Below are 20,449 nucleotides of genomic sequence, written 5' to 3'. Positions count from 1 at the left end.
CCGTTTCCCGCGTCAGTGGCTCGGGTGGAGGACCACCTTCGTCCAGCCGTCGACGCGCTTGTCGAACTGGTCGAAGCCGCGGACGGCGTCATCGAGCGGCAGCTCGTGCGAGACGATGTCGCCCGGCGTCGCGCGCCCCTGCGTGATGAGGTCGCGCAGCTCGCGGTTGTACGCCTTCACCGGGCACTGGCCGGTGCCGATGCTGAGGCCCTTGGTGAAGGCGGTGCCGAAGTCGAAGGCGATGCGGCCATCCTTCGCCTCCTCCGTCGCGGCGTCGGGGTCGACGGGGTTGTAGACGCCCACGACGCCGATGGCGCCCGTGGCGCGGACGACGCTGACGAGGTTGTCCATGACCAGGGCGGGGTGCTCGTTGCCGGCAGGATCGTGGGCCTGGTAGCCGACGGCCTCGACGCCCGAATCCACGCCGAACCCGCCGGTGGCGTCCATGATCGCCTCCACGACATCGACCTCACCGGCGTCGACCGATGTCGCGCCGTACTTCTCGGCGAGCGCGAGCCGGTCCTTCTGGTGATCGACGACGAACACCTGGGCGGCACCGCGCAGGTACGCGCTGTGCGCGGCCATGAGCCCCACCGGCCCCGCGCCGAAGACCGCCACCGTCTTCCCCGGCGCCACCTTCGCCATCTCGGTGCCGTGATAGCCCGTGGGGAAGATGTCGGACAGCATCGTGTAGTCGAGCTCGTGCTCGGTGCCCTCTGGCAGCTTCAGCAGGTTGAAGTCCGCCCACGGCACCCGCAGCAGCTCGGCCTGACCGCCCCAGTAGGGACCCATGGCCGGGTAGCCGAAGCCGGCGCCGGGCTGGCCTGAGGGGTTCGCCCGCAGGCAGGCGGAGGTGAAGCCCTGGTTGCAGTTTCGGCAGGTACCGCAGGCGAGGTTGAAGGGCACCGACACCCGGTCGCCGACCTTGATGCGGTCGACGCCCGCGCCGACCTCTTCGACGATGCCCATGTTCTCGTGCCCGAACACCATGCCGGACTCGAACTCGACGCGCCCCTCGTAGGGGTGCAGATCGGATCCGCAGATGTTCGCCGAGGTGATGCGGATGACGGCGTCGAGCGGCCCCTCGATCCTCGGATCCGGAACGTTCTCGACGGCGACCTCGTACGGTCCCTTGTACACGACAGCCTTCATGATGTCCTCCTCCATGCGGTTCCCGACCTCGGTCGGCTCAGTGGATCATGCGCAGCGGCACGCTCTCATTCTTCGCGCCGGATGGCCGTGCGGGGCCGCATCGGCGGATCCTGCGGAGGGGGTTGCGCGGACGTCCGCGGGAGCGTATCGTTCGCGCCTTCGAGGAAGGGGGTCCGCGCCGATTACACCCTCGCCGAGCGCGGGCGCAAGGGGTGATCGGATGCTGGCCCTCCTCGGAGGCATGTGCCAAGTTGGGCACATGGCCGGACGGGTCCCTGTCGACGACGTGCGCTCGTCGGCGCCGGATGACCGCCGCGGCCTCGACCGGAGCGTGAGGAGAACCGCATGACCGCCGCCCCAGAGCCCGCGCCCTACACCGCGTCGATCCCGATCCTGACGCAGGAGCCGTTCCCCGACACCCCGGGAAGACCCGAACCCGAGTGGTTCAAGACCGCGGTGTTCTACGAGGTGCTCGTGCGCTCGTTCAAGGACGGCGACGGCGACGGCATCGGCGACTTCCGAGGCCTCATCGACAAGCTCGACTACCTGCAGTGGCTCGGCGTCGACTGCCTGTGGATCCCGCCGTTCTTCCCGTCGCCGCTCCGCGACGGCGGCTACGACGTGGCGGACTACACCGGCGTGCAGCCGGACCTCGGCACCACGGCGGACTTCCAGGAGTTCCTCGACGCCGCGCACGCGCGCGACATCCGCGTGATCATCGACTTCGTCATGAACCACACCAGCGACGAGCATCCGTGGTTCCAGGCCAGCCGCAACGATCCGGACGGCCCCTACGGCGACTTCTACGTGTGGAGCGACACCGACCAGCTCTACGAGGACGCGCGCATCATCTTCGTCGACACCGAGCCCAGCAACTGGACCTGGGACCCGGTGCGCAAGCAGTACTTCTGGCACCGCTTCTTCTCGCACCAGCCCGACCTCAACTTCGACAACCCGAAGGTGCACGAGGCGATGCTCGAGGCCATGCGGTTCTGGCTCGACATGGGCCTCGACGGCTTCCGCCTCGACGCCGTGCCGTACCTCTACGAGCGCCCGGGCACGAACGGCGAGAACCTCCCGGAGACGCACGACTTCCTGCGGATGGTCCGCCGTTTCGTCGACGAGAACTACCCGGGCCGCGTGCTACTGGCAGAGGCGAACCAGTGGCCGGCCGACGTCGTGGACTACTTCGGCGACGCCGAGGTCGGCGGCGACGAGTGCCACATGTGCTTCCACTTCCCCGTGATGCCGCGCATCTTCATGGCCGTGCGACGCGAGTCGCGGTACCCGATCAGCGAGATCCTCGCCGACACCCCGGCCATCCCCTCGGGCTGTCAGTGGGGCATCTTCCTCCGCAACCACGACGAGCTCACGCTCGAGATGGTCACGGACGAGGACCGCGACTACATGTGGAATGAGTACGCGCAGGACCCGCGCATGAAGGCGAACATCGGCATCCGTCGGCGCCTCGCGCCCCTGCTCGACAACGACATCGACCGGATCGAGCTGTTCACGGCCCTGCTGCTGTCGCTGCCCGGATCGCCGGTGCTGTACTACGGCGACGAGATCGGGATGGGCGACAACATCTGGCTCGGCGACCGCGACGGCGTGCGCACGCCCATGCAGTGGACGTCGGACCGGAACGCCGGCTTCTCGACCGCGAACCCCGGCAAGCTCAGCCGCCCGATCGTGCAGGACCCCGTGTACGGGTACCTGTCGGTCAACGTCGAGGCGCAGCAGGAGGACCGCTCATCGCTGCTGCACTGGACCCGGCAGATGATCCAGGCGCGCAAGCGGCACCCCGCGTTCGGCCTCGGCAGCTTCAACGACCTCGGCGGCTCGAACCCCTCGGTGCTCTCGTACTCGCGCGAGCACACGAACGAGGACGGCACGGTCGACGTGATCGTGTGCGTCAACAACCTGTCGCAGTTCCCCCAGCCGGTCGAGCTCGACCTGCGCCGCTTCGAGGGGATGGTCCCGGTCGAGCTGGTCGGCGGCGTCCCGTTCCCGCGCATCGGGGAGCTGCCCTACCTGTTGACATTGGGCGGACACGGGTTCTACTGGTTCCAGCTGCACGCACCGGCGGACGACACGGAGGAGGTGGGGCTGCTGTGACTGCGATCGATCATGCCCTTCTGGAGGGATACCTGGTACGCACGCGCTGGTTCGGCGGCAAGGGCCGGCCGTTCCAGGTGACGGACGTCCACACCATCGCCGAGCTGCTCGGCAGCGCGCGGCGACCCGACACCGCGCTGTACCTGGTGACCGTGGCGTACTCCGACGAGGAGGGCGGCACGGAGCAGTACCAGGTGCCGCTGTCCTCCTATGACGAGATCGAGGAGCGGATCGGGCACGCGTACGTGGGCCCCATCGAGACGGACGGCCACGTGCGCCATCTCTACGACGCGGTCCACGACCGCGAGGCGATGGCCCTCTGGCTGGATGGCTTCGTGGCCGCGGAGGGCGACGGAGTCGCCGGCAGCGGGAGCATCCGCTTCCGACGCGTGTCGGCCGGGCCGGCGCTCGACCCGGCGCTTCGGTCGTCGCCGCTGACCGGCGAGCAGTCCAACTCGTCGCTGCGCTTCGACGACACCGCCATCATGAAGCTCTTCCGCAAAGTGAGCCCCGGGATCAACCCCGACATCGAGATCCACGCCGAGCTCACGCGCGCCGGATCCGAGCACATCGCGGAGCTGTACGGGTGGGTGGAGGCCGACGTCGACGGCCAGGTCATGCACCTGGCCATGCTGCAGGAGTTCCTCCGCACCGCCGCCGACGGCTTCGAGCTCGCGACGGGCAGCGTCCGCACGCTCCTCGCCGACCCCGAGCAGAGCATCGATGAGTCCGGCGGCGACTTCGCCGGCGAGGCGGCACGCCTCGGCGAGGCACTCGCCGAGGTGCACGGGGTCCTGCGCGAGCGCTTCCCCGCCGAGCACCGCGGCCCCGAGAGCACCGCCGAGCTCGCCCGCTCGATGTCGGACCGGCTCGACCGCGCCCGGCGCACGGTGCCCGAGCTCGAGCCCTACGCCGCCCGCCTTCAGGCCGCGTACGACGCCGTCGCCGCGCTCGACGGCCTCGACATCCAGCGTGTGCACGGCGACCTGCACCTCGGTCAGACGCTCCGCACCTCGCACGGATGGCGCATCGTCGACTTCGAGGGCGAGCCCGGCCGTCCCTTCGACGAGCGCGCGCTTCCCGACTCTCCATGGCGCGACGTCGCCGGCATGCTGCGCTCGTTCGACTACGCCCCCGGCGTCGTCGAGATGTCGCTCGCGAGCCACGGCAGCGAAGACGACGAGCAGGCCCTGCGCGCGGAGCGCGCGCAGGAGTGGTCCGAGCGCGCGCGCAGCCGTCTCCTCCGCTCGTACGTCGCCGCGCTCGGGCAGACCGCAGGCGCGGATGGCGAGGGCGCAGAGCTGACGGCCGAGCAGCACACGCTGCTGCAGGCGTACGTGGCCGACAAGGCGGTCTACGAGGCCGTCTACGAGAAGCGCAACCGGCCATCCTGGATCGGGATCCCGCTGGCCACGCTGGAACGGATCGGAGGAGCATGACGACCCTGCAGGCCCTGCCCATCGACCGCGACACCCTGGCGGCGGTCGCCGCCGGAGCGCACCACGACCCCCACGCGGTGCTCGGACCGCACCCGCACGAGGGCGGCGTCACCTTCCGCGTGGTCCGGCCGCTTGCCGCGTCGGTCACCGTCCGCTACGCGACCGCCGAGGGCTGGGCGGACCTCGCGCTGCAGCACGAGCACGAGGGCGTATGGGCCGGGGTGCTCCCCCTGCCGCCCGGCGCGAAGCAGGACGTCCCGACGTACCGCGTGGCGACGACCTACGAGGATGGCGGCGCGCACGTCCGCGACGACCCCTACCGCTTCCTGCCCACGCTGGGCGAGGTCGACCTTCACCTCATCGGCGAGGGCCGCCACGAGACGCTGTGGCAGGCGCTCGGCGCGCACGTGCGGCGTTTCGACGGACTGGGCGTCGCGCCCGACGTCACGGGCACGGCGTTCGCCGTCTGGGCGCCGCGCGCTCGCGCGGTGCGGGTGAAGGCCGACTTCAACGACTGGGATGGCCGTGGCCATCCCATGCGGAGCCTCGGGTCGTCGGGCATCTGGGAGCTGTTCGTGCCCGACGTCGGCAGCGGCACCCATTACAAGTACGAGGTTCTCGGCGTCGACGGCGTCTGGCGTGAGAAGGCCGACCCGATGGCGCGGTACGCCGAGAAGCCGCCCCTGACCGCCTCCGTGGTGTTCGACTCGTCGTACACCTGGGGCGATGACGAGTGGATCCGGCAGCGCACGGAGAACGCGGCCCGGGGCCAGGTCGACCGCCCCATGGCGATCTACGAGATGCATCTCGCCTCGTGGCGCCGCGACCGCACCTACGAGCAGCTGGCGGACGAGCTCGTCGCCTATGTCAGCGACCTCGGCTTCACGCACGTCGAGCTCATGCCCGTCATGCAGCACCCGTTCGGCGGCTCCTGGGGCTACCACGTCACCTCCTACTACGCTCCCGACAGCCGCTTCGGCGACCCCGACGGCCTGCGCCTGCTCATCGACCGGCTGCACCAGGCTGGCGTCGGGGTCATCCTCGACTGGGTGCCCGGACATTTCGCCACCGACGAGTGGGCGCTCGCGCGCTTCGACGGCGCTCCCCTCTACGAGGACCCGAACCCGCAGCGCGGCTGGCACAAGGAGTGGGGATCGCACATCTTCGACTTCGGCCACCGCGAGGTGCGCAACTTCCTCTACGCCAACGCGCTGTACTGGCTCGAGGAGTTCCACGCCGACGGACTGCGGGTCGATGGCGTCGCCTCCATGCTCTATCTCGACTACGGGCGCCAGCACGGGGAGTGGACGCCGAACGTCCACGGTGGGCACGAGAACCTCGAGGCCGTGCAGTTCCTGCAGGAGATGAACGCCACGGTCTACCGTCGCGTGCCGGGCGTCGTCACGATCGCCGAGGAGTCCACCTCGTGGCCCGGCGTGACTCGGCCGACATCGACGGGCGGGCTGGGCTTCGGCTTCAAGTGGAACATGGGGTGGATGCACGACACGCTCGACTACATCGGCCGTGACCCCGTCTATCGCATGCACCATCACCACGACATGACGTTCGCGCTCACCTACGCGTGGAGCGAGAACTACGTGCTGCCGCTGTCGCACGACGAGGTCGTGCACGGCAAGGGGTCGCTGCTGCGCAAGGCTCCCGGCGACCGGTGGCGTCAGCTGGCCACTCTGCGCGCGTACCTCGCGTTCATGTGGGCTCACCCCGGCAAGCAGCTGCTCTTCATGGGCAGCGAACTCGCCCAGGAGTCGGAGTGGGCGGAGTCGCGGGAGCTCGACTGGTGGCTGCTGGACCTGCCCGACCACCGCGGGGTGCACCAGGCCGTGCGCGATCTGAACGCCCGGTACCGGGAGACCCCGGCGCTGTGGGCGCTCGACGCGGAGCCCGCGGGCTTCGAATGGCTCGTCGCCGACGACGCCGGAGCGAACATCTACGCCTTCGTCCGCCGTGACGCCGAGGGCTCGATGCTCGTCTGCGTCAGCAATTTCTCCGCCGCGCCGCACTCCCACTACCGGCTCCGCTTCCCCGCCTCCGGCGTGTGGGATGAGGTGCTCAACACCGACGCCGCCGATTACGGCGGCTCCGGCGTCGGCAACCTCGGCCGGGTCGAGGTCGCGCCGGACGGCCATGCGCTCGTCGCGATCCCGCCGCTCGGCACGGTCTGGTTCCGCTTCCGCGAGTCGGTGGCAGCGCCGCTCGAGGAGGGCGCTGGGAAGTGCGCGCAACCGACCGAGTGACATGCAGAGCGCTCGGATGACGCGAGGGGCGCGATCCCAGGGACCGCGCCCCTCGCGTCTTCATCGCGTCCCGCTCACTCGGGCGCGAAGGCGAGGATCCGGTCGTCGTCCTCACCTGCCGCTCCCCGACCGTCGGTGTTGTTCGTGAGGATCCACAGGTCGCCGTCCGGTGCGAGAGCGACGTCACGGATGCGTCCGACCTCGGACACGAGGTGATCGACGGCCGCATCGGGATCGGCGAGCGGGACCGCGCGAAGACGCGCCCCCCGCAGGTTCGCCATATAGAGGGTGCCGCCGACGATCGCGATGCCGCTGGGGCTCGCCTCGGATGGCGGCCACTGCAGAATCGGGTCGATCATCCCGTCGCGCTCGGCGATGCCCTCCTCCTCGTCCCACCCGTAGTCGCCTCCCGGCGTGATGACGTTCAGCTCATCCCACGTCTCCTGGCCGAACTCGCTGGCGTACATCGTGCCGTCGTCGGCCCAGGCGATGCCCTGCGGATTGCGATGGCCGTAGCTGTAGACGAGCGAGCCGGGGAAGGGATTGTCCTCGGGCACCTCGCCGTCCGGGGTCATCCGCAGGATCTTCCCGCCCAGCGAGCCGAGGTCCCGCGCGAGGCCCCCCTCTCCCGCGTCGCCCGCGGTGGCGTAGAGCATGCCGTCCGGCCCGAACGCGATGCGGCCTCCGTTGTGGTTGTGCGAGGCGGGGATGCCGTCGAGGATCTTCTCAGGCTGCCCGACGCCGAGCGCCCCGGGCTCCCCCGTCATCGGGTAGCGCTCGATGCGGTTCTCTCCGCTTCCCGTCGAGTAGACGTACAGGAAGCCCTCGCGCACGGCGAGGCCGAGCAGTCCGCCCTCGCCCTCATGCAGCACACCCGGGATGAGGGCCGCCTCGCGTACGTCGCCGTCGCGCTGGACCTCGAGAATGCGCGCGGTGTCGCGCTCGCTGACGAGCGCAGAGTCGCCGTGAAAGGCGATCGACCAGGGAGCGACGAGTTTCTCGGTGACGACGCGCGGAGCGGCGTTCAGGGCGAAAGCTGCTGCGGGCGCCGCCGCGTCGCGAGAGGGAGTGGCAAGCGCCTCGGACGAGGAGGGCGGCGGGGAGGAGGGGTCCGCCGCAGCGGACGACTCCGCGGGCGGCGCCGCCGCGCGTGGCACGGCAGGTGCGCAGGCCGCCAGCAGCACTGCCGCGAGCGCGAGACCGGCGAAGGGCGCGAACCTCATCATGCCCCTGACCCTAGGCGCCTCCCCGTGCATGCGGAAGGCCCCGATCCTGAGGACCGAGGCCTTCCTGCGCGAGGTGGGGTCGCTCGCCGCCCGACCGGGCTACTCGCGTCTCGAGCTCCCCTTCGCTTCCGGCACCGCGCCATCTGGCGTGACCCCGCCCTTCGCCTGCTCGACGAGGGAGAGGGGGTCGGCGATGTCCTCGAGAGACTTCCCGGCGGCGCTGACGCCGAAGACGCCGGAGATGACGCCGCCCGCGATCATCACGCCCGATCCGAGCACGTAGCCCCAGAAGAGCGGACCGCGATCCGTGCCGTCGCCGATGAGCGAGCCGTAGAGCGTCGGTGCGATGGCGCCGACGAACTGGCCGATCGAGAAGACGTACGAGATCACCTGGCTGCGCAGCTCGAGCGGGAAGATCTCGCTCACCGTGAGGTACGCGGCCGACGCGCCGGCCGATGCGAAGAAGAACGACAGGCACCAGAACAGGGTGTGGGTCGTCGCGTTGAGAACGCCCGCGTGGAACAGGAACGCGCTCGTGAGCAGGATGAGCCCCGCCAGCACGTACGTGCCGAAGAGCATCCGCCGGCGCCCCCACGTGTCGAAGAAGTGGCCGAGCACGAGGGCGCCGAGCAGGTTTCCGATCGCGAACACGATGAAGTACTGCGACGCCGACGCCGGCGGCACGTCGTAGAAGTTCTCCAGCACGAGCGCGTAGGTGAAGAAGATCGCGTTGTAGAGGAACGACTGGGTCACCATCATCGTGATGCCGACGAGGGTGCGCCGCGGGTACTGGCGAAACAGCACCTTCGCGATCACGAGGAACGGCACGCGGCCGTACTCCTTGACCACGATCGCACGCGACTCGTCGACGGGGCCGATCTCGTGGCCCTCCTCGCGGATGCGCTGCTCGATCGCGTCGACGTTGCGCTCGGCCTCCTCTTCGCGGCCGTGCGTCATCTGCCACCGGGGGCTCTCGGGGATGTGCCGGCGCAGGTAGATGAGGAGCAGACCGAGGACCGGTCCGACGAAGAAGCTCAGCCGCCATCCGAGGTCCTGGTCGAACACCTCGGTGTTGAGGAAGAACATGCTGGCCACGGCGCCGAGCGCGGCGCCGCCCCAGTAGGTGCCGTTGATCGCGATGTCGACGCGGCCGCGGTACTTGGAGGGGATGATCTCGTCGATCGCCGAGTTGATGGCGGCGTATTCGCCGCCGATGCCGGCTCCGGCGACGAAGCGCCAGATGTAGAAGAACCAGGGTGCGAAGGCGAAGCCCGCGACGGCGCTGCCGACGAGGTACACCGCCAGCGACACGAGGAAGAGGTTCTTGCGGCCGAGGCTGTCGGCGAGGCGTCCGAAGACGAGCGCGCCGAACACCTGCCCCAGCAGGTAGAACGTGCCGGCGAGGCCGACCTCGACGGGACCCATCCCGAGGGTGTGCGCGTACCCGTTGGCCGCGACGATCTGCACCTCGAGGCCGTCGAGGATCCACGAGAACCCGAGCCCCACGACGATCAGCCAGTGGAACCTCGACCACGGGAGCCGATCCATCCGCGCCGGTACGAGCGACCGGACCTCTTTGACCTGCGACATGTGCGCCGCGCCCCTTTCTGCGGCCCGGCATCGGGCCGCCCATTTGTCCTATCGGCGGGTTCCCGCGCGAAACCAGCGATTGACGCCGTCACGGCGACGGGCTACAGAGCCCCCGGGAAATGCGAGAGGGGCGCCTCGCGGCGCCCCTCTCGCATCGTCCTCGCTCAGACGCCGGCGAGCTGCCTGGTCGGCATGTCGCTCGCGTGCGCCTCGACCTCGGCCATCGCCTCGGCGATGTCGACGAAGGCGCCGATGATCTGCCCGCGCCCGTCGAACGCGAGGAAACGGCCCTCGCTGTCGGTGTCGACGACCCCGACGAACTCGCCGCGGCGACTCGCCACGTGGAAGCCGGCGTCGACCACCGCCCAGGTCGTGGGACGGGTGCGCAGACGCTCGCTGAGGTTCTGGCGCCTCATGCTGCTGCCCTCAGCACCGGACGAGCCGGACGGGAGAGGCGGCGCACGGCGTCGTCGGTCAGGTCCATGCCGTGGTGGGAGTTCGCCCCGTCGGCGAGGTGCCGCAGCAACTGGGCGTCGGTTCGCTCGCTCGCCTCGTCGCAGCCGAGGACGAACCGCAGCAGCAGCGAGGCGTGGACCCAGAGGGTCTCTCGTCCGCCCGTGGCGGTCTTCCATGTCAGCGGGAACGACTCCCCCCGACGCAGCTTCGTGATGATCACCTTCTGCACGTGAGCGAGGAGCATGTCGTCGACCTCGACGACCTGCTCGCTCGTCCCGTAGAACAACTTGCCCATGCCCATCCTCCCGCTCCTCGAAATCCTCATCGGCTCCGGTCGTCAGCGAGCGGGGCCGAGATGACATTACTTCCGTGACTAGCTAATCGGGCAATTAGTGTTTCGGGGCTTGAGATGTTCATTACGATGGGGTACATGGTGACCGCGGATCCTGCTGCCTCGTCGTACTGGTACGGCTCCGGCGACGACGAGCACACCGCGGCCGCCCTCTTGGCCGCGCTGCGCGACTATCGAGCCGCCGAGGCGGACCTGCAGCGGCGCACCCAGGCGCAGATGCGCCTCAGCGACAACGAGCTGCTGGCCGTCGGCATCGTCGCGCGGTCGGCGCAGGCCGGCGACCTCCTGCAGCCGGGCGAGCTCGCACGGCTGCTCGGACTGTCGACGGCCTCCGTCACCGGCCTCATCGACCGCCTCGAGAAGGCGGGATACGTGGAGCGGCGACCCCACCCATCCGATCGACGCAAGCTCGCCCTCGCCCCGACGTCGCATGCCGACGCGCGGGCGACGCTCTCCGGGGTGCATGAGGGGATCATCCGCGCGGTGGAGGAGCTCGCACCCGACGAGATCGCGGGCGCGATGAAGTTCCTGAAGCACATGACGCGCTCCGTGCAGGACATCCTCGTCGCGACGCAGGCGAACCCCACCGTGCCGGGCGACAGCGCTCGCGCGGAGCCGGCGCGCGAGGAGCCCGCGCGGTCCGCCTGATCCCCTACCGCGGTGCGCGCCCCGACGACAGGGGGTACCGCGTCGGGACGCCGCGGGGTCTGATGGATCTCAGCGACCCCCCACTCGAAGGAGCGATCATGCGCGCAGTCATCATGCACGGCCCGGGCGACGTCCGCGTGGAGGACGTCGACAAGCCGACCCTCGTCGAGGCGACGGACGCGATCATCCGCGTCACCTCGACCTGCGTCTGCGGTTCGGACCTGTGGCCGTATCGCGGGGCGCAGAAGTCCCGCGGGCCGGCGCGGATGGGCCATGAGTACGTCGGCGTGGTGGAGCAGGTCGGCGACGCGGTGCGCGAGGTGGCGGTCGGCGATCTCGTCGTCGGGTCGTTCGTCGCCTCCGACAACACCTGCGAGATCTGCCAGGCGGGGTTCCAGTCGCGCTGCAAGCACCAGGTGATGATGGGGTCGGTCGGCACGCAGGCCGAGTTCGCGCGCATCCCGCTGGCGGACGGCACGCTCGTGAAGGTGCCGGGCGAGCCGACGCCCGCGCAGATGCGCAGCCTGCTGGCAGCGTCGGATGTGCTCGGCACGGGCTGGTTCGCCGCCGTCGCCGCGGAGGCGGGGCCGGGGAAGACGGTCGCGGTGGTCGGCGATGGCGCGGTCGGCCTGCTGGCCATCCTCGCCGCGCAGCGCCTCGGCGCCGACCGGATCATCGCGATGTCGCGTCACGCCGACCGGCAGGCCCTCGCCCGCCGCTTCGGCGCGACCGACATCGTCGAGGAGCGCGGCGCCGAGGGCGTCGCCCGCGTGAAGGAGCTCACCGACGGCTACGGCGCGCACTCGACGGTGGAGGCCGTGGGCACGCAGGAGTCGATGATGCAGGCCATCCGCTCGACTCGTCCCGGCGGGCACGTCGGCTTCGTCGGCGTCTCGCACGGAGTGGAGCTCGATGGCCGCGACCTCTTCAACGCGACGGTGAGCCTGCTGGGCGGCCCGGCGCCGGTGCGCCGCTTCCTGCCCGAGCTCATCGACCTGATCATGGCCGACGAGATCGACCCCGGCGCCGTCTTCGACCTCGAGTTGCCGCTCGAGGAGGCCGCGGAGGGATACCGCGCCATGGACGAGCGCCGCGCCACGAAGGTGCTGCTCTCGGTCTGAGCCGCACTCGCGCGGGGCTGCTGGGGGACTCAGGCGCGGCGTCGCGGGGTGCGCGTCGACCACAGGGCGAGGGCGACCAGCACGGGCTGGAAGAACAGCCGGCCGAAGCGCTTGCCGTCGGTGTCGAGCCCGAAGGCGCTGCGCCGGTGCAGCCACTGCGCGACGTTGCCCGGGAAGATCGCCGTGAAGAACAGCGCGGCGATCTTCCCGACCAGGCTGCGACGACGGTGCGCGAAGAGGAGCGCGGCTCCCAGAGTGACTTCGACGACACCCGACGCGACGACGGTCGTGTCGGGATCGAGCGGCACGAAGTCGGGCACCTGCGCACGGAACTCCTGGCGCGCGACGGTGAGGTGCGTGATGCCGGCGAAGGCGAGGGCGGCCCCCAGCGCGACGCGGCCGATGGCCCGGGCAGTCGAGGTCATGCCGCGATTCTATTCACGCGACTTCCTCGCGGTGCCCGCGGGCGGCCATCCGCTCACGTCACGAGCGATCGGGATGGCCTAGGCCGCTTCCTCGAGGACGCGCTCGACGAACGCGCGGGAGCGCTTGGCGGTTCCGTCGATCTTGCGGTCGACGCTGGCGCGGTACTCGTTGGGCGCGAGCGGCAGCGCGAGCCGCACGTTCTCATGGCACGAGAGGTCGGCGCAGATGTACGTGCCCACGCTGTCGCCCTTCTCCCCCGCGGGCCCGGCCTTGCGCGCGGTGAACATCGTCACCTGATTGCCGGGCTGCATCGTGCGGCAGATGTTGCAGATGCCGTGGCGGGCGCTCGACGTCGTCGACGCCGCGCGCAGGACGACACCCGTCGGCTCGCCGTCGATCTCCGCGACGATGTAGCCGCGGCTGCGGGTGTTCGGGTCGCGCCAGGCCAGGAAGTCCAGGTGGTCCCACTCGGTCAGCATGAAGTCGTGCGGCAGTTCGACGAGCTTGAGCTCCCGGTCATCCGCGTTCACGAACGATCCGAGCACATCCTCCTGTGTGAGCGGGCGCATGGCCATCCTCCTCGCCTGAGATCTCGCGGGCTATTCTACGAAGCCCCCGTCGCACGGGGCCGGGTGGGTAGGCTTTTCCCCATGGCCGACAGCTCATTCGACATCGTCTCCAAGATCGACCGTCAGGAAGCGGACAACGCCCTGAACCAGGCGCGCAAGGAGGTCGAGCAGCGCTACGACTTCAAGGGAACCGGCGCCTCCATCGAGTGGAGCGGCGAGTCGATCGTCATCAAGGCGAACAGCGAGGACCGCGTCAACGCGGTGCTGGATGTCTTCCAGTCGAAGCTCATCAAGCGTGGCATCTCGCTGAAGAGCCTCGAGTCTGGCGAGCCGCAGGCCTCGGGCAAGGAGTACCGCCTCACCTCCACGCTCAAGGAGGGGATCTCGCAGGAGAACGCCAAGAAGATCGGCAAGATCATTCGCGACGAGGGCCCCAAGGGCGTGAAGTCGCAGATCCAGGGCGAGGAGCTGCGGGTGTCGTCCAAGAGCCGCGACGACCTGCAGGAGGTCATCCGCCTGCTGAAGGCGGCGGACCTCGACGTCGACCTGCAGTTCATCAACTTCCGGTAAGAGAGTTAGCTGACCTGGGGTTTGTTGTCAGGAGTCCGCTGGGAGTCCGCAGAAGCCAGCACCTCCCCCATGAACACCGCTGTGGCCGTCCGCGTTTTGTCCTCCGCGGACGGCCACAGGTGGCTGTAGACGTTGAGCGTGATCGACGGCTGCGAGTGCCCGAGAGCGCGCTGCACGGTGACAACGTCGCACCCGGCTGCGATCAGGTTGGACGCGAAAGTGTGGCGAAGCGCGTGCAGGGTGACGTCGCTGGGCAGCTCTGCTTCTGTGCGGATCCTGCGCCACTCGTCCCCGGCGTTGTTGCGGTTGTAGAGCCTTCCTAGCGGCGTCACGAACAGGTGCTCATCCGGCCTGGTGATGCCCTCACGCTCGACGTGAACGCGGAGCATCTCGGACAGCTCTTGAGGCACGTAGACCGTCCTCTCGCTACCTGCCTTCGGCGGCACGATCTTCGTCGACGGGATCGAGGTGCCTTGCACCTGTCGATTGACGGCGATCGTGTTCGCATCGAGATCGATGTCCGACAGCTGTAACCCCGCCGCTTCCCCAAGGCGCAAGCCGGCGAATGCGCACACAGCCACGAACGGGCGAAAGTGCTCGGCGACCTCCAGCGACGCGGCCAGCTGCTCCGTTGTCAGCAGCTTCATGGCGACGTCTTTCTTGCGGCCGCGAGGTGCCTTGGCGGTCGTCGCCGGATTCTTCGGAATGACGCCTTCGTTCACAGCGGCCCGGAAGCACATCTGCACAAAGTTGAGGCGCGTCTTGATCGTTGCCGGGGCGAGCCCTCGCTTGGATTCGTCGGCGACCCAGCGTTGCACCTCCGACGGCTTGATCTCGCGCATCGCCTTGTCGCCCCAGGGGACGCTCCGCATCGCAGTCTCGACAGTCGCGGACGTACTCTCAGTCCACACCTGCCCGGACTCCCACACCTTCACCCAGTCGGACCAGGAGAGCCGCCCTGCCACAGGGTCCGCCCACGAGCCAGTAACAATCGCGGCGGTCGCTTCATTGAGCCAGGCCTCACCCGCTCTCTTGGTGGGGAAGTGGCGTACGTGTTCCTTGCCGCCGTCGACTCGGTATCGAGCGCGCCAGACGACCTTGCCCGTCTTCTCCGACATCCGCTTGCCCGTGTTCGGATCGAAAAGGATCGTGCCGTCAGGCCCCTTGAGCGGTCGGCGGAGCTCGTACTGAGCCACTGACTTCGTGAGCTTGCTCATTTGCGCAGACGCGTCGCTATGAAGCGACCCGCTCGACTTCCAGACAGGCTCTTGTGGGCCTTCAATGTCTCATCCCGCAGCTCGCGCGCGTCTTTCAGAATGTCAATTCGACCGAAGCTCTCGAGGTTCTCCTTGAGGATTTCCGCCTCGAAAGCGAACTCGTCGCGCTCCATGAGCTTCAGCTCATCCTCGAGCAGCTCGACGTCGTGCTTGATGTCGAGCTGCGCCAGTGTGACGTTGACCACCGCCTCCCTCAGCGCGACATACTTCTCACGCGCGACGCGATGGCGAGCGGAGACGAGAGCAATGGTCTCCCCCTCGGCGATCATTCCGTCGAGGGAGACGGCCAGAATTCTCGCCAGGACACGCGCCTCCTCGAGGCGAACGGGACGGGAGCCCGCCTCGATCCGCGACAAGGTCGAGGTGTTCATGTACTCAATGCCGCGCCGCCTCATGTCAGCCACGACTTCTGCTTGCGTCTTCCCGCGCTCTTCGCGAACGCTGCGGATGCGCCCGCCGAAGCGCACATCGAACGGCGACTTCTCTTCCGGAGCCATGCGCACAGCCTCTCACAGATTTGACAGAAGTCTCGTGCAGAACCGGGAATGCTGTGCTACCTTCGTCCTTGCAAGCGATTGCTTGCAGAAACGAGAGTCAGGAGAAGCGATGGAGCAGACAGCACAGTCTCCCGTTCGTCAGAGGTTCTACTTCGTCCCCGAAGCGGCAGCCGCGATCCGCCGCTCGGAAAAGGCGACCCGGTGGCTCATCCACACCGGAGCACTCAAGAGCTCGAAGATCGGTGGTCGGCGCGTGGTCACTGAGCAGCAGATCGAAGAGTTTTTCTCGGAGGCCGGGTGAACGAACAGCGGATCGTCGATCCGGTTGCTTCGGGCCCGGATCTCTCCCGCCTCTGGTACGCGGACCCCACCGGTGAGACCGCCGTCCGCAACCTCATGGCGAGCACCAAGTCGGACGACTTCGCTGTCGTCGACAGTCGCGGGAACGTCGTTTTCCGCATCAAGCCGAACGTGCTGGCAGCGCTCCTGCCCTTCCTGCACTTCACACTCACACGCCGCGGCCGTAACACGATCCGCGCTCACAAGAAGAATGCCCCCGGAGCTGTTGCAGCAGCTCGCGAGGGCGATGGCATCCACCCCTAGCAAGGAGAAGAAGATGACTGACACCATCATTCCGCAGACCCCGGACGTTGTCGACTCGACGGAGCAGGTGGGCGATCTGCACCGGTTCTGCCTTTCCCAGCGCCCGGAGCGCGGCACCAGGTGCCTGAAGGAACCCGGCCACGACGGAACCGAGCACTCGGCCCTGACCGAGACTTGGGAGATCGACCCCGACAGCGATCAGGAGTGGGGCGCAGCGTTCATCGCTCGCCGGCCGGACATCAGCGCGATCGTCCCGGCATGGGCGGACGAGGTGTACGTGTCCCACGTCGCGATCGACGGAAGCGTCTGGATCACGATGGAGACGACGTTCGGGGACTTCGAGGTCGCTGACGTCGCGATATGGCGAGACGGGGATGTCGACAGATCCTCCATGTCGGGTCCGGAGGGATGGTTCCCCGGCGTCGAGAACGGTTTCAAGGCGACGAAGCGGAAGCCTCTCGCGCGCGTGCTTCGGGATCGTGCGATCACCATGCTCGTCGCGGCACAGCGCCTCGAGCAGGCCGAGGAGGTGGCGGCATGATCCTCGCGGAGGTCGAAGCGCACGGCTGGACGGTTTCCATTGAGACGTGCGACCACAAGATGTTCGTTTCTCGGAATCCGAGCGGCGAGCTGGTCCGCAACGTGGCGTCCGTCACCCGGATTCCGTCACGGAGACTGCTCTACGCGCAGATCTTCGCCGATGCGCCCGCCGAAGAAACAGAGCGCGTCATGCGGTACCTCCTGAGGGTCGCCGCTCGAGGAGGGTGGTGGTTCGGCCCGGCCGGAACCCGCAGCCGGCTCGAGGACGGCAAGCACCGGTTCCGCATCGCCATCGGCAGGAAGATCGACGTCGACGAGGCGTTCGCCGAGATCACGAAGTACGTCGACCTCAGCTCGGAGGTGACCGCATGATCAGCTTCCAGCAGTTCGACGCGGAGAACGCCGTCGACATCGTCACGCTGGGACGGGATGCGCGCTCGGACACTCCGAACTCGGTCGTCCTGCTCGACGACACCGACGAGGTCGCGCACGTCCTCGATCGTGAGCTTGCTCTCGCTGTAGCAGAACGCATCCAAGCGCTCGCCCTGCAGCTACCTGAGCCCCCGAGGCTGATCAAGCGCGTCGTGGACACGGAGACCCATCTTCGTGCGCTCGACTAGCTCGACGCATACAGCGGAGGCCGTTCCCGGTTTGGGGGCGGCCTTCGTCGCACCAGCCGCCGATCCTCGACCGACCGGAGTCGTCGCGTTCCTGCTCGAGGAGATCCGTCGTCTGCAGGCTGAGAACCGGACCCTGCGTATCGAAGTCGACAGGTGGTGGCTGCTCGCGCAGAAGCCTGACGATCGGCGTGACGTCGTGCTGGCACGCCTCGATCATGCCGCCGAAGTCGTTGACAGTGCTGAAGTCGACGACCACCTCTTCGCCGCCTACCGCGAGTGGATCTCAACCCTCCACGACAGTCCCGAAGCGGTCCGGTCCGGTCCGCAACCGGGGGCTCAGGACCGCGGACCGCTCCGCCGCGCCGCCTAACCACATCGCCGCCGGCTCCGCTGCTGCAACTGCGCTTCCGAGTGCCCGGCACCCGTTCCATCACATTCCACTCCCCAGAGGAGACCCATATGACCGAAACCGCTACGGAGACCCGACGCGCACGCCTCACGGCAGCGTCGAACGTCTTCATGACCCGACAGCGCGAGCTGTTCACCTCCCGCATCCCGCTCGGCACCGTCACGCTTGTCGCCGGATACGCGGGCGAAGGTAAGTCGTCCTGGCTCGTGCATGTCACGGCTCTTGGTTCGCTCGGACATCTCGACGGTGACCTCAACGGCGTCCCCATCACGACCATCTGGACGAACATCGAGGACGACCCCAGCCGCGTGCAGGTTCCCCGGCTCACCGCAGCCGGAGCGAACCTCGACAAGGTCCTGTTCCTCACTATCGACAGCACCGTAGACGAGATCACGCGCGAGACGATCCCCAGCCTTCCGCTTGACATCGGAGCGTTCCGCGACGCACTGCTGCAGTCCGGCGCGAAACTGCTCATCCTCGACCCAGCCTCGAGCCTCATGTCCGGCGACCTCAACAAGAGGGAGGACGCTCGCCGCTCGCTCGACGCGCTCTCCGCGCTCGCGCAGGAGCTCGACGTCGCGATCGTGCTCGTCATGCACCTCGCGAAGGGCAGGGGCAGGGCCTCGGAGAAGATCTCGGGGTCGCACGCTCTCCGCGATGCCGTTCGTTCGGTCCTGCTCGTCGCCAGAGATGACGAGACCGACCAGCGCATCATCACGGTCGACAAGGCCAATTACGGCCCATACACCGGGAAGTCGTGGGCGTTCGCGATGGTCGACACCACGGTCGAAACGGCAGAAGGCGACGTCCTTCACATCGGCCGGGTGCAGGACCTCGGCGAGACCGACATGACCGTCGACAGCATCATCAACCGCTCCGACGATGACGAGTCCGACGACCGCAGCGAGGCCGAACGCTGGCTCATCGGACACCTCGAGGACAAGGGCGGATCGGCACCGGCCGGCGACATCCGGAAGGCAGCTCTCGCAGACGGTTTCGAGTGGCGAACGGTCCAGAAGTGGAGCCGCAAGGTCGTCGAGAAGAAGAAGACCGGCTACCAGGGCGCTTGGGTCTGGACCCTCGATCTGACCAAAGATGCACCCAAAGATTCCAAACATGCACGGGCGCAGAGCGCAGGCACCTTTGGCACCTTTGACCCCGCACCGGTGATCGACCTCGCCTCCCGCCGGGGAGGTGACACCCAATGACGCGCGCTAACCGAGACACCTTCGGACGCCTCGCCACCGGTCTCTGCCCCGACTGCAACCCCGAATCACGCACCGTCGAGATCGCGCCGAAGATCACCGTCCTGCAAGTCGTGCACGACGACACCTGCCCCACCCTCCGAGCACGAGAGGCCCGCCGATGATCCGACGCGACCTCACCCCGAAGCCGAACAACTTCGACGCCCTGAGCAACGCGTGGAACAACCCTGAGCGCTTCGCCGCCGAGCTCGCGCGGTACTACTCGCAGCTCGAACAGGACGGGTACAGAACACCAACCCCGGACAGGACCGCTCCGAGGAGAACACCATGAGCCGCACTGCAGGCGCGGAGGAGTACGAAAGAGAGGACTTCGCATGTTCGAGCATCTGACCAGCCGTGAACGATCAGCCATCAACCTCGCATTACAGGTCACGCGCCACCAGAAGGCGAGCCCCACCGACCTCCGCGATACCAGCGCATGGGTGGGCGAGTTTCGCGAAATCGGGTTCTTCTCTGCGGTCATAGGGGCATTCGCAGACCTCGACGGCGAGCCGACGATGCTGGGAATGGTTGACTTCTCCGAGTCACGTCCACGCGTCTCCGTGCGGCTGTTCCGGGTGTGCGACCCCGGACGCGAGGCTTCGATGTTCTGGTCAGCGAACGTCGGCGACCTCGTCGACTGCTTCGCAAAGGGTGGCAGCAGCGCCCTCGTCAAGCATCCCAACGCTCGCCTGTTCTCAGCCGTCGTTCCCGCTGAGCGAGTGCTCGCGGTCATCAACGGGTGGGAGTGGATCATCGACCCGTCGTGGCTGGTGGTCTTCGACCATGGACCGGTCGCGACCCTCCCGAACATGGGCGTCACTGTGCAGGAGCTACCCGACAGCCCCGAACGGCGTCACTACATGGAGCAGGGGTTCGGTCACCTCACAGCCCGCAGAAAGCCCCAGCGAAGCTTGTGGTTCAAGACCGAGGAGCCAGCGCGATGAGGTACTGGCACCTCGTTCGCGGCATAGAGGACGGTGTCCTCTACAAGGGCCAGGAGGTCGTCCAAGGCTCGATGACGATCGCGCCGACGTCCGGGCTTTCTGCTCGCGCTGCATTCGCTCCCCTTGAGGGCGCTGCGCCCGTTCTGATCCTCAACGACACGGCGATCAGCCTCGAAGGGAACCCGCTGCACCTCGGAACCACCACCGAGCCGGCCAACGTGATCGTGAGCAACGCGGAAATCGCATCCTGGCCGACGTTCCATCTCGCGCCGATTTCCGAGCCTGGCGCACTGGGACAACTGCTCCGCAGCGTCGACCCAGACGACTCGAATCGCCCGCACCCGGACGGTTCCCCCGCAGACCCTGCCATGCGCGCGCACGGCGGCTAGGAGA

Annotated in this window: 24 protein-coding genes; 15 read left to right on the top strand and 9 right to left on the bottom strand. The window is 68.2% G+C overall.

What is annotated here, in order from left to right; genetic code table 11:
* Positions 1 to 12: 12 nt before the first annotated feature.
* The gene (locus D7D94_RS13080) at positions 13 to 1,152 is read right to left on the bottom strand and encodes a glutathione-independent formaldehyde dehydrogenase (protein ID WP_156243035.1); all 1,140 of its coding nucleotides are present in this window, start codon (positions 1,150 to 1,152) and stop codon (positions 13 to 15) included.
* A gap of 345 nt (positions 1,153 to 1,497) precedes the next feature.
* On the opposite strand from D7D94_RS13080, the gene treS reads away from it, so the two are divergent.
* Genes treS through glgB form a run of 3 tightly spaced genes read left to right on the top strand, consistent with a single transcriptional unit; the run spans position 1,498 to position 6,961 of the window.
* A complete protein-coding gene (gene treS / locus D7D94_RS13075) occupies positions 1,498 to 3,267 on the top strand; it encodes a maltose alpha-D-glucosyltransferase (RefSeq protein WP_156243034.1) in 1,770 nt (589 codons plus the stop codon).
* A complete protein-coding gene (locus D7D94_RS13070; protein ID WP_156243033.1) occupies positions 3,264 to 4,706 on the top strand; it encodes a maltokinase N-terminal cap-like domain-containing protein in 1,443 nt (480 codons plus the stop codon). The genes treS and D7D94_RS13070 overlap by 4 nt, the downstream gene beginning before the upstream one ends.
* Positions 4,703 to 6,961, top strand: a complete 2,259-nt coding sequence (gene glgB / locus D7D94_RS13065; protein WP_156243032.1) for a 1,4-alpha-glucan branching protein GlgB — start codon at positions 4,703 to 4,705, stop codon at positions 6,959 to 6,961. The genes D7D94_RS13070 and glgB overlap by 4 nt, the downstream gene beginning before the upstream one ends.
* Before the next feature lie 74 nt (positions 6,962 to 7,035).
* On the opposite strand, the gene D7D94_RS13060 is transcribed toward glgB, so the two are convergent.
* The 4 genes from D7D94_RS13060 to D7D94_RS13045 form a co-directional block, all read right to left on the bottom strand.
* Positions 7,036 to 8,187, bottom strand: a complete 1,152-nt coding sequence (locus D7D94_RS13060) for a PQQ-dependent sugar dehydrogenase (protein WP_246171806.1) — start codon at positions 8,185 to 8,187, stop codon at positions 7,036 to 7,038.
* A gap of 99 nt (positions 8,188 to 8,286) precedes the next feature.
* Positions 8,287 to 9,735 (bottom strand): MFS transporter, encoded by a 1,449-nt coding sequence (locus D7D94_RS13055; protein WP_216648669.1) that lies wholly within the window; start codon positions 9,733 to 9,735, stop codon positions 8,287 to 8,289.
* Between the two features lie 206 nt (positions 9,736 to 9,941).
* Positions 9,942 to 10,193: a hypothetical protein gene (locus tag D7D94_RS13050; protein ID WP_156243030.1), complete on the bottom strand. Its 252-nt coding sequence runs from the start codon at positions 10,191 to 10,193 to the stop codon at positions 9,942 to 9,944.
* A complete protein-coding gene (locus D7D94_RS13045; RefSeq protein ID WP_156243029.1) occupies positions 10,190 to 10,528 on the bottom strand; it encodes a DUF7882 family protein in 339 nt (112 codons plus the stop codon). The genes D7D94_RS13050 and D7D94_RS13045 overlap by 4 nt, the downstream gene beginning before the upstream one ends.
* A gap of 135 nt (positions 10,529 to 10,663) precedes the next feature.
* Here D7D94_RS13045 and D7D94_RS13040 point away from each other — a divergent pair, with 135 nt between their 5' ends.
* Together D7D94_RS13040 and D7D94_RS13035 are read left to right on the top strand one after the other, a co-directional pair.
* Positions 10,664 to 11,233: a MarR family transcriptional regulator gene (locus D7D94_RS13040; protein WP_173024340.1), complete on the top strand. Its 570-nt coding sequence runs from the start codon at positions 10,664 to 10,666 to the stop codon at positions 11,231 to 11,233.
* A 98-nt stretch (positions 11,234 to 11,331) separates the two neighbouring features.
* Entirely contained in the window at positions 11,332 to 12,354 is a 1,023-nt protein-coding gene (locus D7D94_RS13035) for a zinc-dependent alcohol dehydrogenase family protein (RefSeq protein WP_156243027.1), read from the top strand.
* Positions 12,355 to 12,383: 29 nt separating this feature from the next.
* Here D7D94_RS13035 and D7D94_RS13030 read toward each other — a convergent pair whose 3' ends face one another.
* Together D7D94_RS13030 and D7D94_RS13025 are read right to left on the bottom strand one after the other, a co-directional pair.
* On the bottom strand, positions 12,384 to 12,779 hold the full coding sequence (locus D7D94_RS13030; RefSeq protein ID WP_156243026.1) for a DoxX family protein: 396 nt from the start codon (positions 12,777 to 12,779) through the stop codon (positions 12,384 to 12,386).
* Positions 12,780 to 12,857: 78 nt separating this feature from the next.
* Positions 12,858 to 13,349 (bottom strand): FBP domain-containing protein, encoded by a 492-nt coding sequence (locus tag D7D94_RS13025; protein WP_156243025.1) that lies wholly within the window; start codon positions 13,347 to 13,349, stop codon positions 12,858 to 12,860.
* An 81-nt stretch (positions 13,350 to 13,430) separates the two neighbouring features.
* On the opposite strand from D7D94_RS13025, the gene D7D94_RS13020 reads away from it, so the two are divergent.
* The gene (locus D7D94_RS13020) at positions 13,431 to 13,919 is read left to right on the top strand and encodes a YajQ family cyclic di-GMP-binding protein (RefSeq protein WP_156243024.1); all 489 of its coding nucleotides are present in this window, start codon (positions 13,431 to 13,433) and stop codon (positions 13,917 to 13,919) included.
* Positions 13,920 to 13,924: 5 nt separating this feature from the next.
* Here D7D94_RS13020 and D7D94_RS13015 read toward each other — a convergent pair whose 3' ends face one another.
* Together D7D94_RS13015 and D7D94_RS13010 are read right to left on the bottom strand one after the other, a co-directional pair.
* Complete coding sequence (locus tag D7D94_RS13015) at positions 13,925 to 15,136, bottom strand: tyrosine-type recombinase/integrase (RefSeq protein ID WP_216648668.1); 1,212 nt, start codon at positions 15,134 to 15,136, stop codon at positions 13,925 to 13,927.
* Complete coding sequence (locus D7D94_RS13010) at positions 15,133 to 15,693, bottom strand: helix-turn-helix domain-containing protein (RefSeq protein ID WP_156243023.1); 561 nt, start codon at positions 15,691 to 15,693, stop codon at positions 15,133 to 15,135. Before D7D94_RS13010 ends, D7D94_RS13015 begins: the two co-directional genes overlap by 4 nt.
* Before the next feature lie 109 nt (positions 15,694 to 15,802).
* On the opposite strand from D7D94_RS13010, the gene D7D94_RS13005 reads away from it, so the two are divergent.
* The 9 genes from D7D94_RS13005 to D7D94_RS12965 all read left to right on the top strand — a co-directional run bounded on the left by D7D94_RS13005 (position 15,803) and on the right by D7D94_RS12965 (position 20,445).
* On the top strand, positions 15,803 to 15,994 hold the full coding sequence (locus tag D7D94_RS13005; protein ID WP_156243022.1) for a helix-turn-helix domain-containing protein: 192 nt from the start codon (positions 15,803 to 15,805) through the stop codon (positions 15,992 to 15,994).
* Positions 15,991 to 16,296 (top strand): hypothetical protein, encoded by a 306-nt coding sequence (locus D7D94_RS13000; RefSeq protein ID WP_156243021.1) that lies wholly within the window; start codon positions 15,991 to 15,993, stop codon positions 16,294 to 16,296. Before D7D94_RS13005 ends, D7D94_RS13000 begins: the two co-directional genes overlap by 4 nt.
* Positions 16,244 to 16,837 carry a hypothetical protein gene (locus D7D94_RS12995; RefSeq protein WP_173024339.1) on the top strand — a complete coding sequence of 198 codons (594 nt, stop codon included), beginning with the start codon at positions 16,244 to 16,246 and terminating at the stop codon, positions 16,835 to 16,837. The genes D7D94_RS13000 and D7D94_RS12995 overlap by 53 nt, the downstream gene beginning before the upstream one ends.
* A complete protein-coding gene (locus D7D94_RS12990; RefSeq protein ID WP_156243019.1) occupies positions 16,834 to 17,208 on the top strand; it encodes a hypothetical protein in 375 nt (124 codons plus the stop codon). The genes D7D94_RS12995 and D7D94_RS12990 overlap by 4 nt, the downstream gene beginning before the upstream one ends.
* Positions 17,205 to 17,456, top strand: coding sequence for a hypothetical protein (locus tag D7D94_RS12985; RefSeq protein ID WP_156243018.1), 252 nt, complete (start codon positions 17,205 to 17,207; stop codon positions 17,454 to 17,456). Before D7D94_RS12990 ends, D7D94_RS12985 begins: the two co-directional genes overlap by 4 nt.
* Positions 17,443 to 17,826: a hypothetical protein gene (locus D7D94_RS12980; protein WP_156243017.1), complete on the top strand. Its 384-nt coding sequence runs from the start codon at positions 17,443 to 17,445 to the stop codon at positions 17,824 to 17,826. Before D7D94_RS12985 ends, D7D94_RS12980 begins: the two co-directional genes overlap by 14 nt.
* Positions 17,827 to 17,915: 89 nt before the next feature.
* A complete protein-coding gene (locus D7D94_RS12975) occupies positions 17,916 to 19,073 on the top strand; it encodes an AAA family ATPase (protein ID WP_156243016.1) in 1,158 nt (385 codons plus the stop codon).
* Positions 19,074 to 19,444: 371 nt separating this feature from the next.
* A complete protein-coding gene (locus tag D7D94_RS12970) occupies positions 19,445 to 20,056 on the top strand; it encodes a hypothetical protein (RefSeq protein ID WP_156243015.1) in 612 nt (203 codons plus the stop codon).
* The gene (locus D7D94_RS12965; protein WP_156243014.1) at positions 20,053 to 20,445 is read left to right on the top strand and encodes a hypothetical protein; all 393 of its coding nucleotides are present in this window, start codon (positions 20,053 to 20,055) and stop codon (positions 20,443 to 20,445) included. Before D7D94_RS12970 ends, D7D94_RS12965 begins: the two co-directional genes overlap by 4 nt.
* Positions 20,446 to 20,449 lie beyond the last annotated feature (4 nt).

The organism is Microbacterium oryzae, assembly GCF_009735645.1.
Taxonomy (GTDB): domain Bacteria; phylum Actinomycetota; class Actinomycetes; order Actinomycetales; family Microbacteriaceae; genus Microbacterium; species Microbacterium oryzae.
Note: the sequence above shows the minus strand (reverse complement) of the source record. Positions and strands in the feature narration are given on the sequence as shown.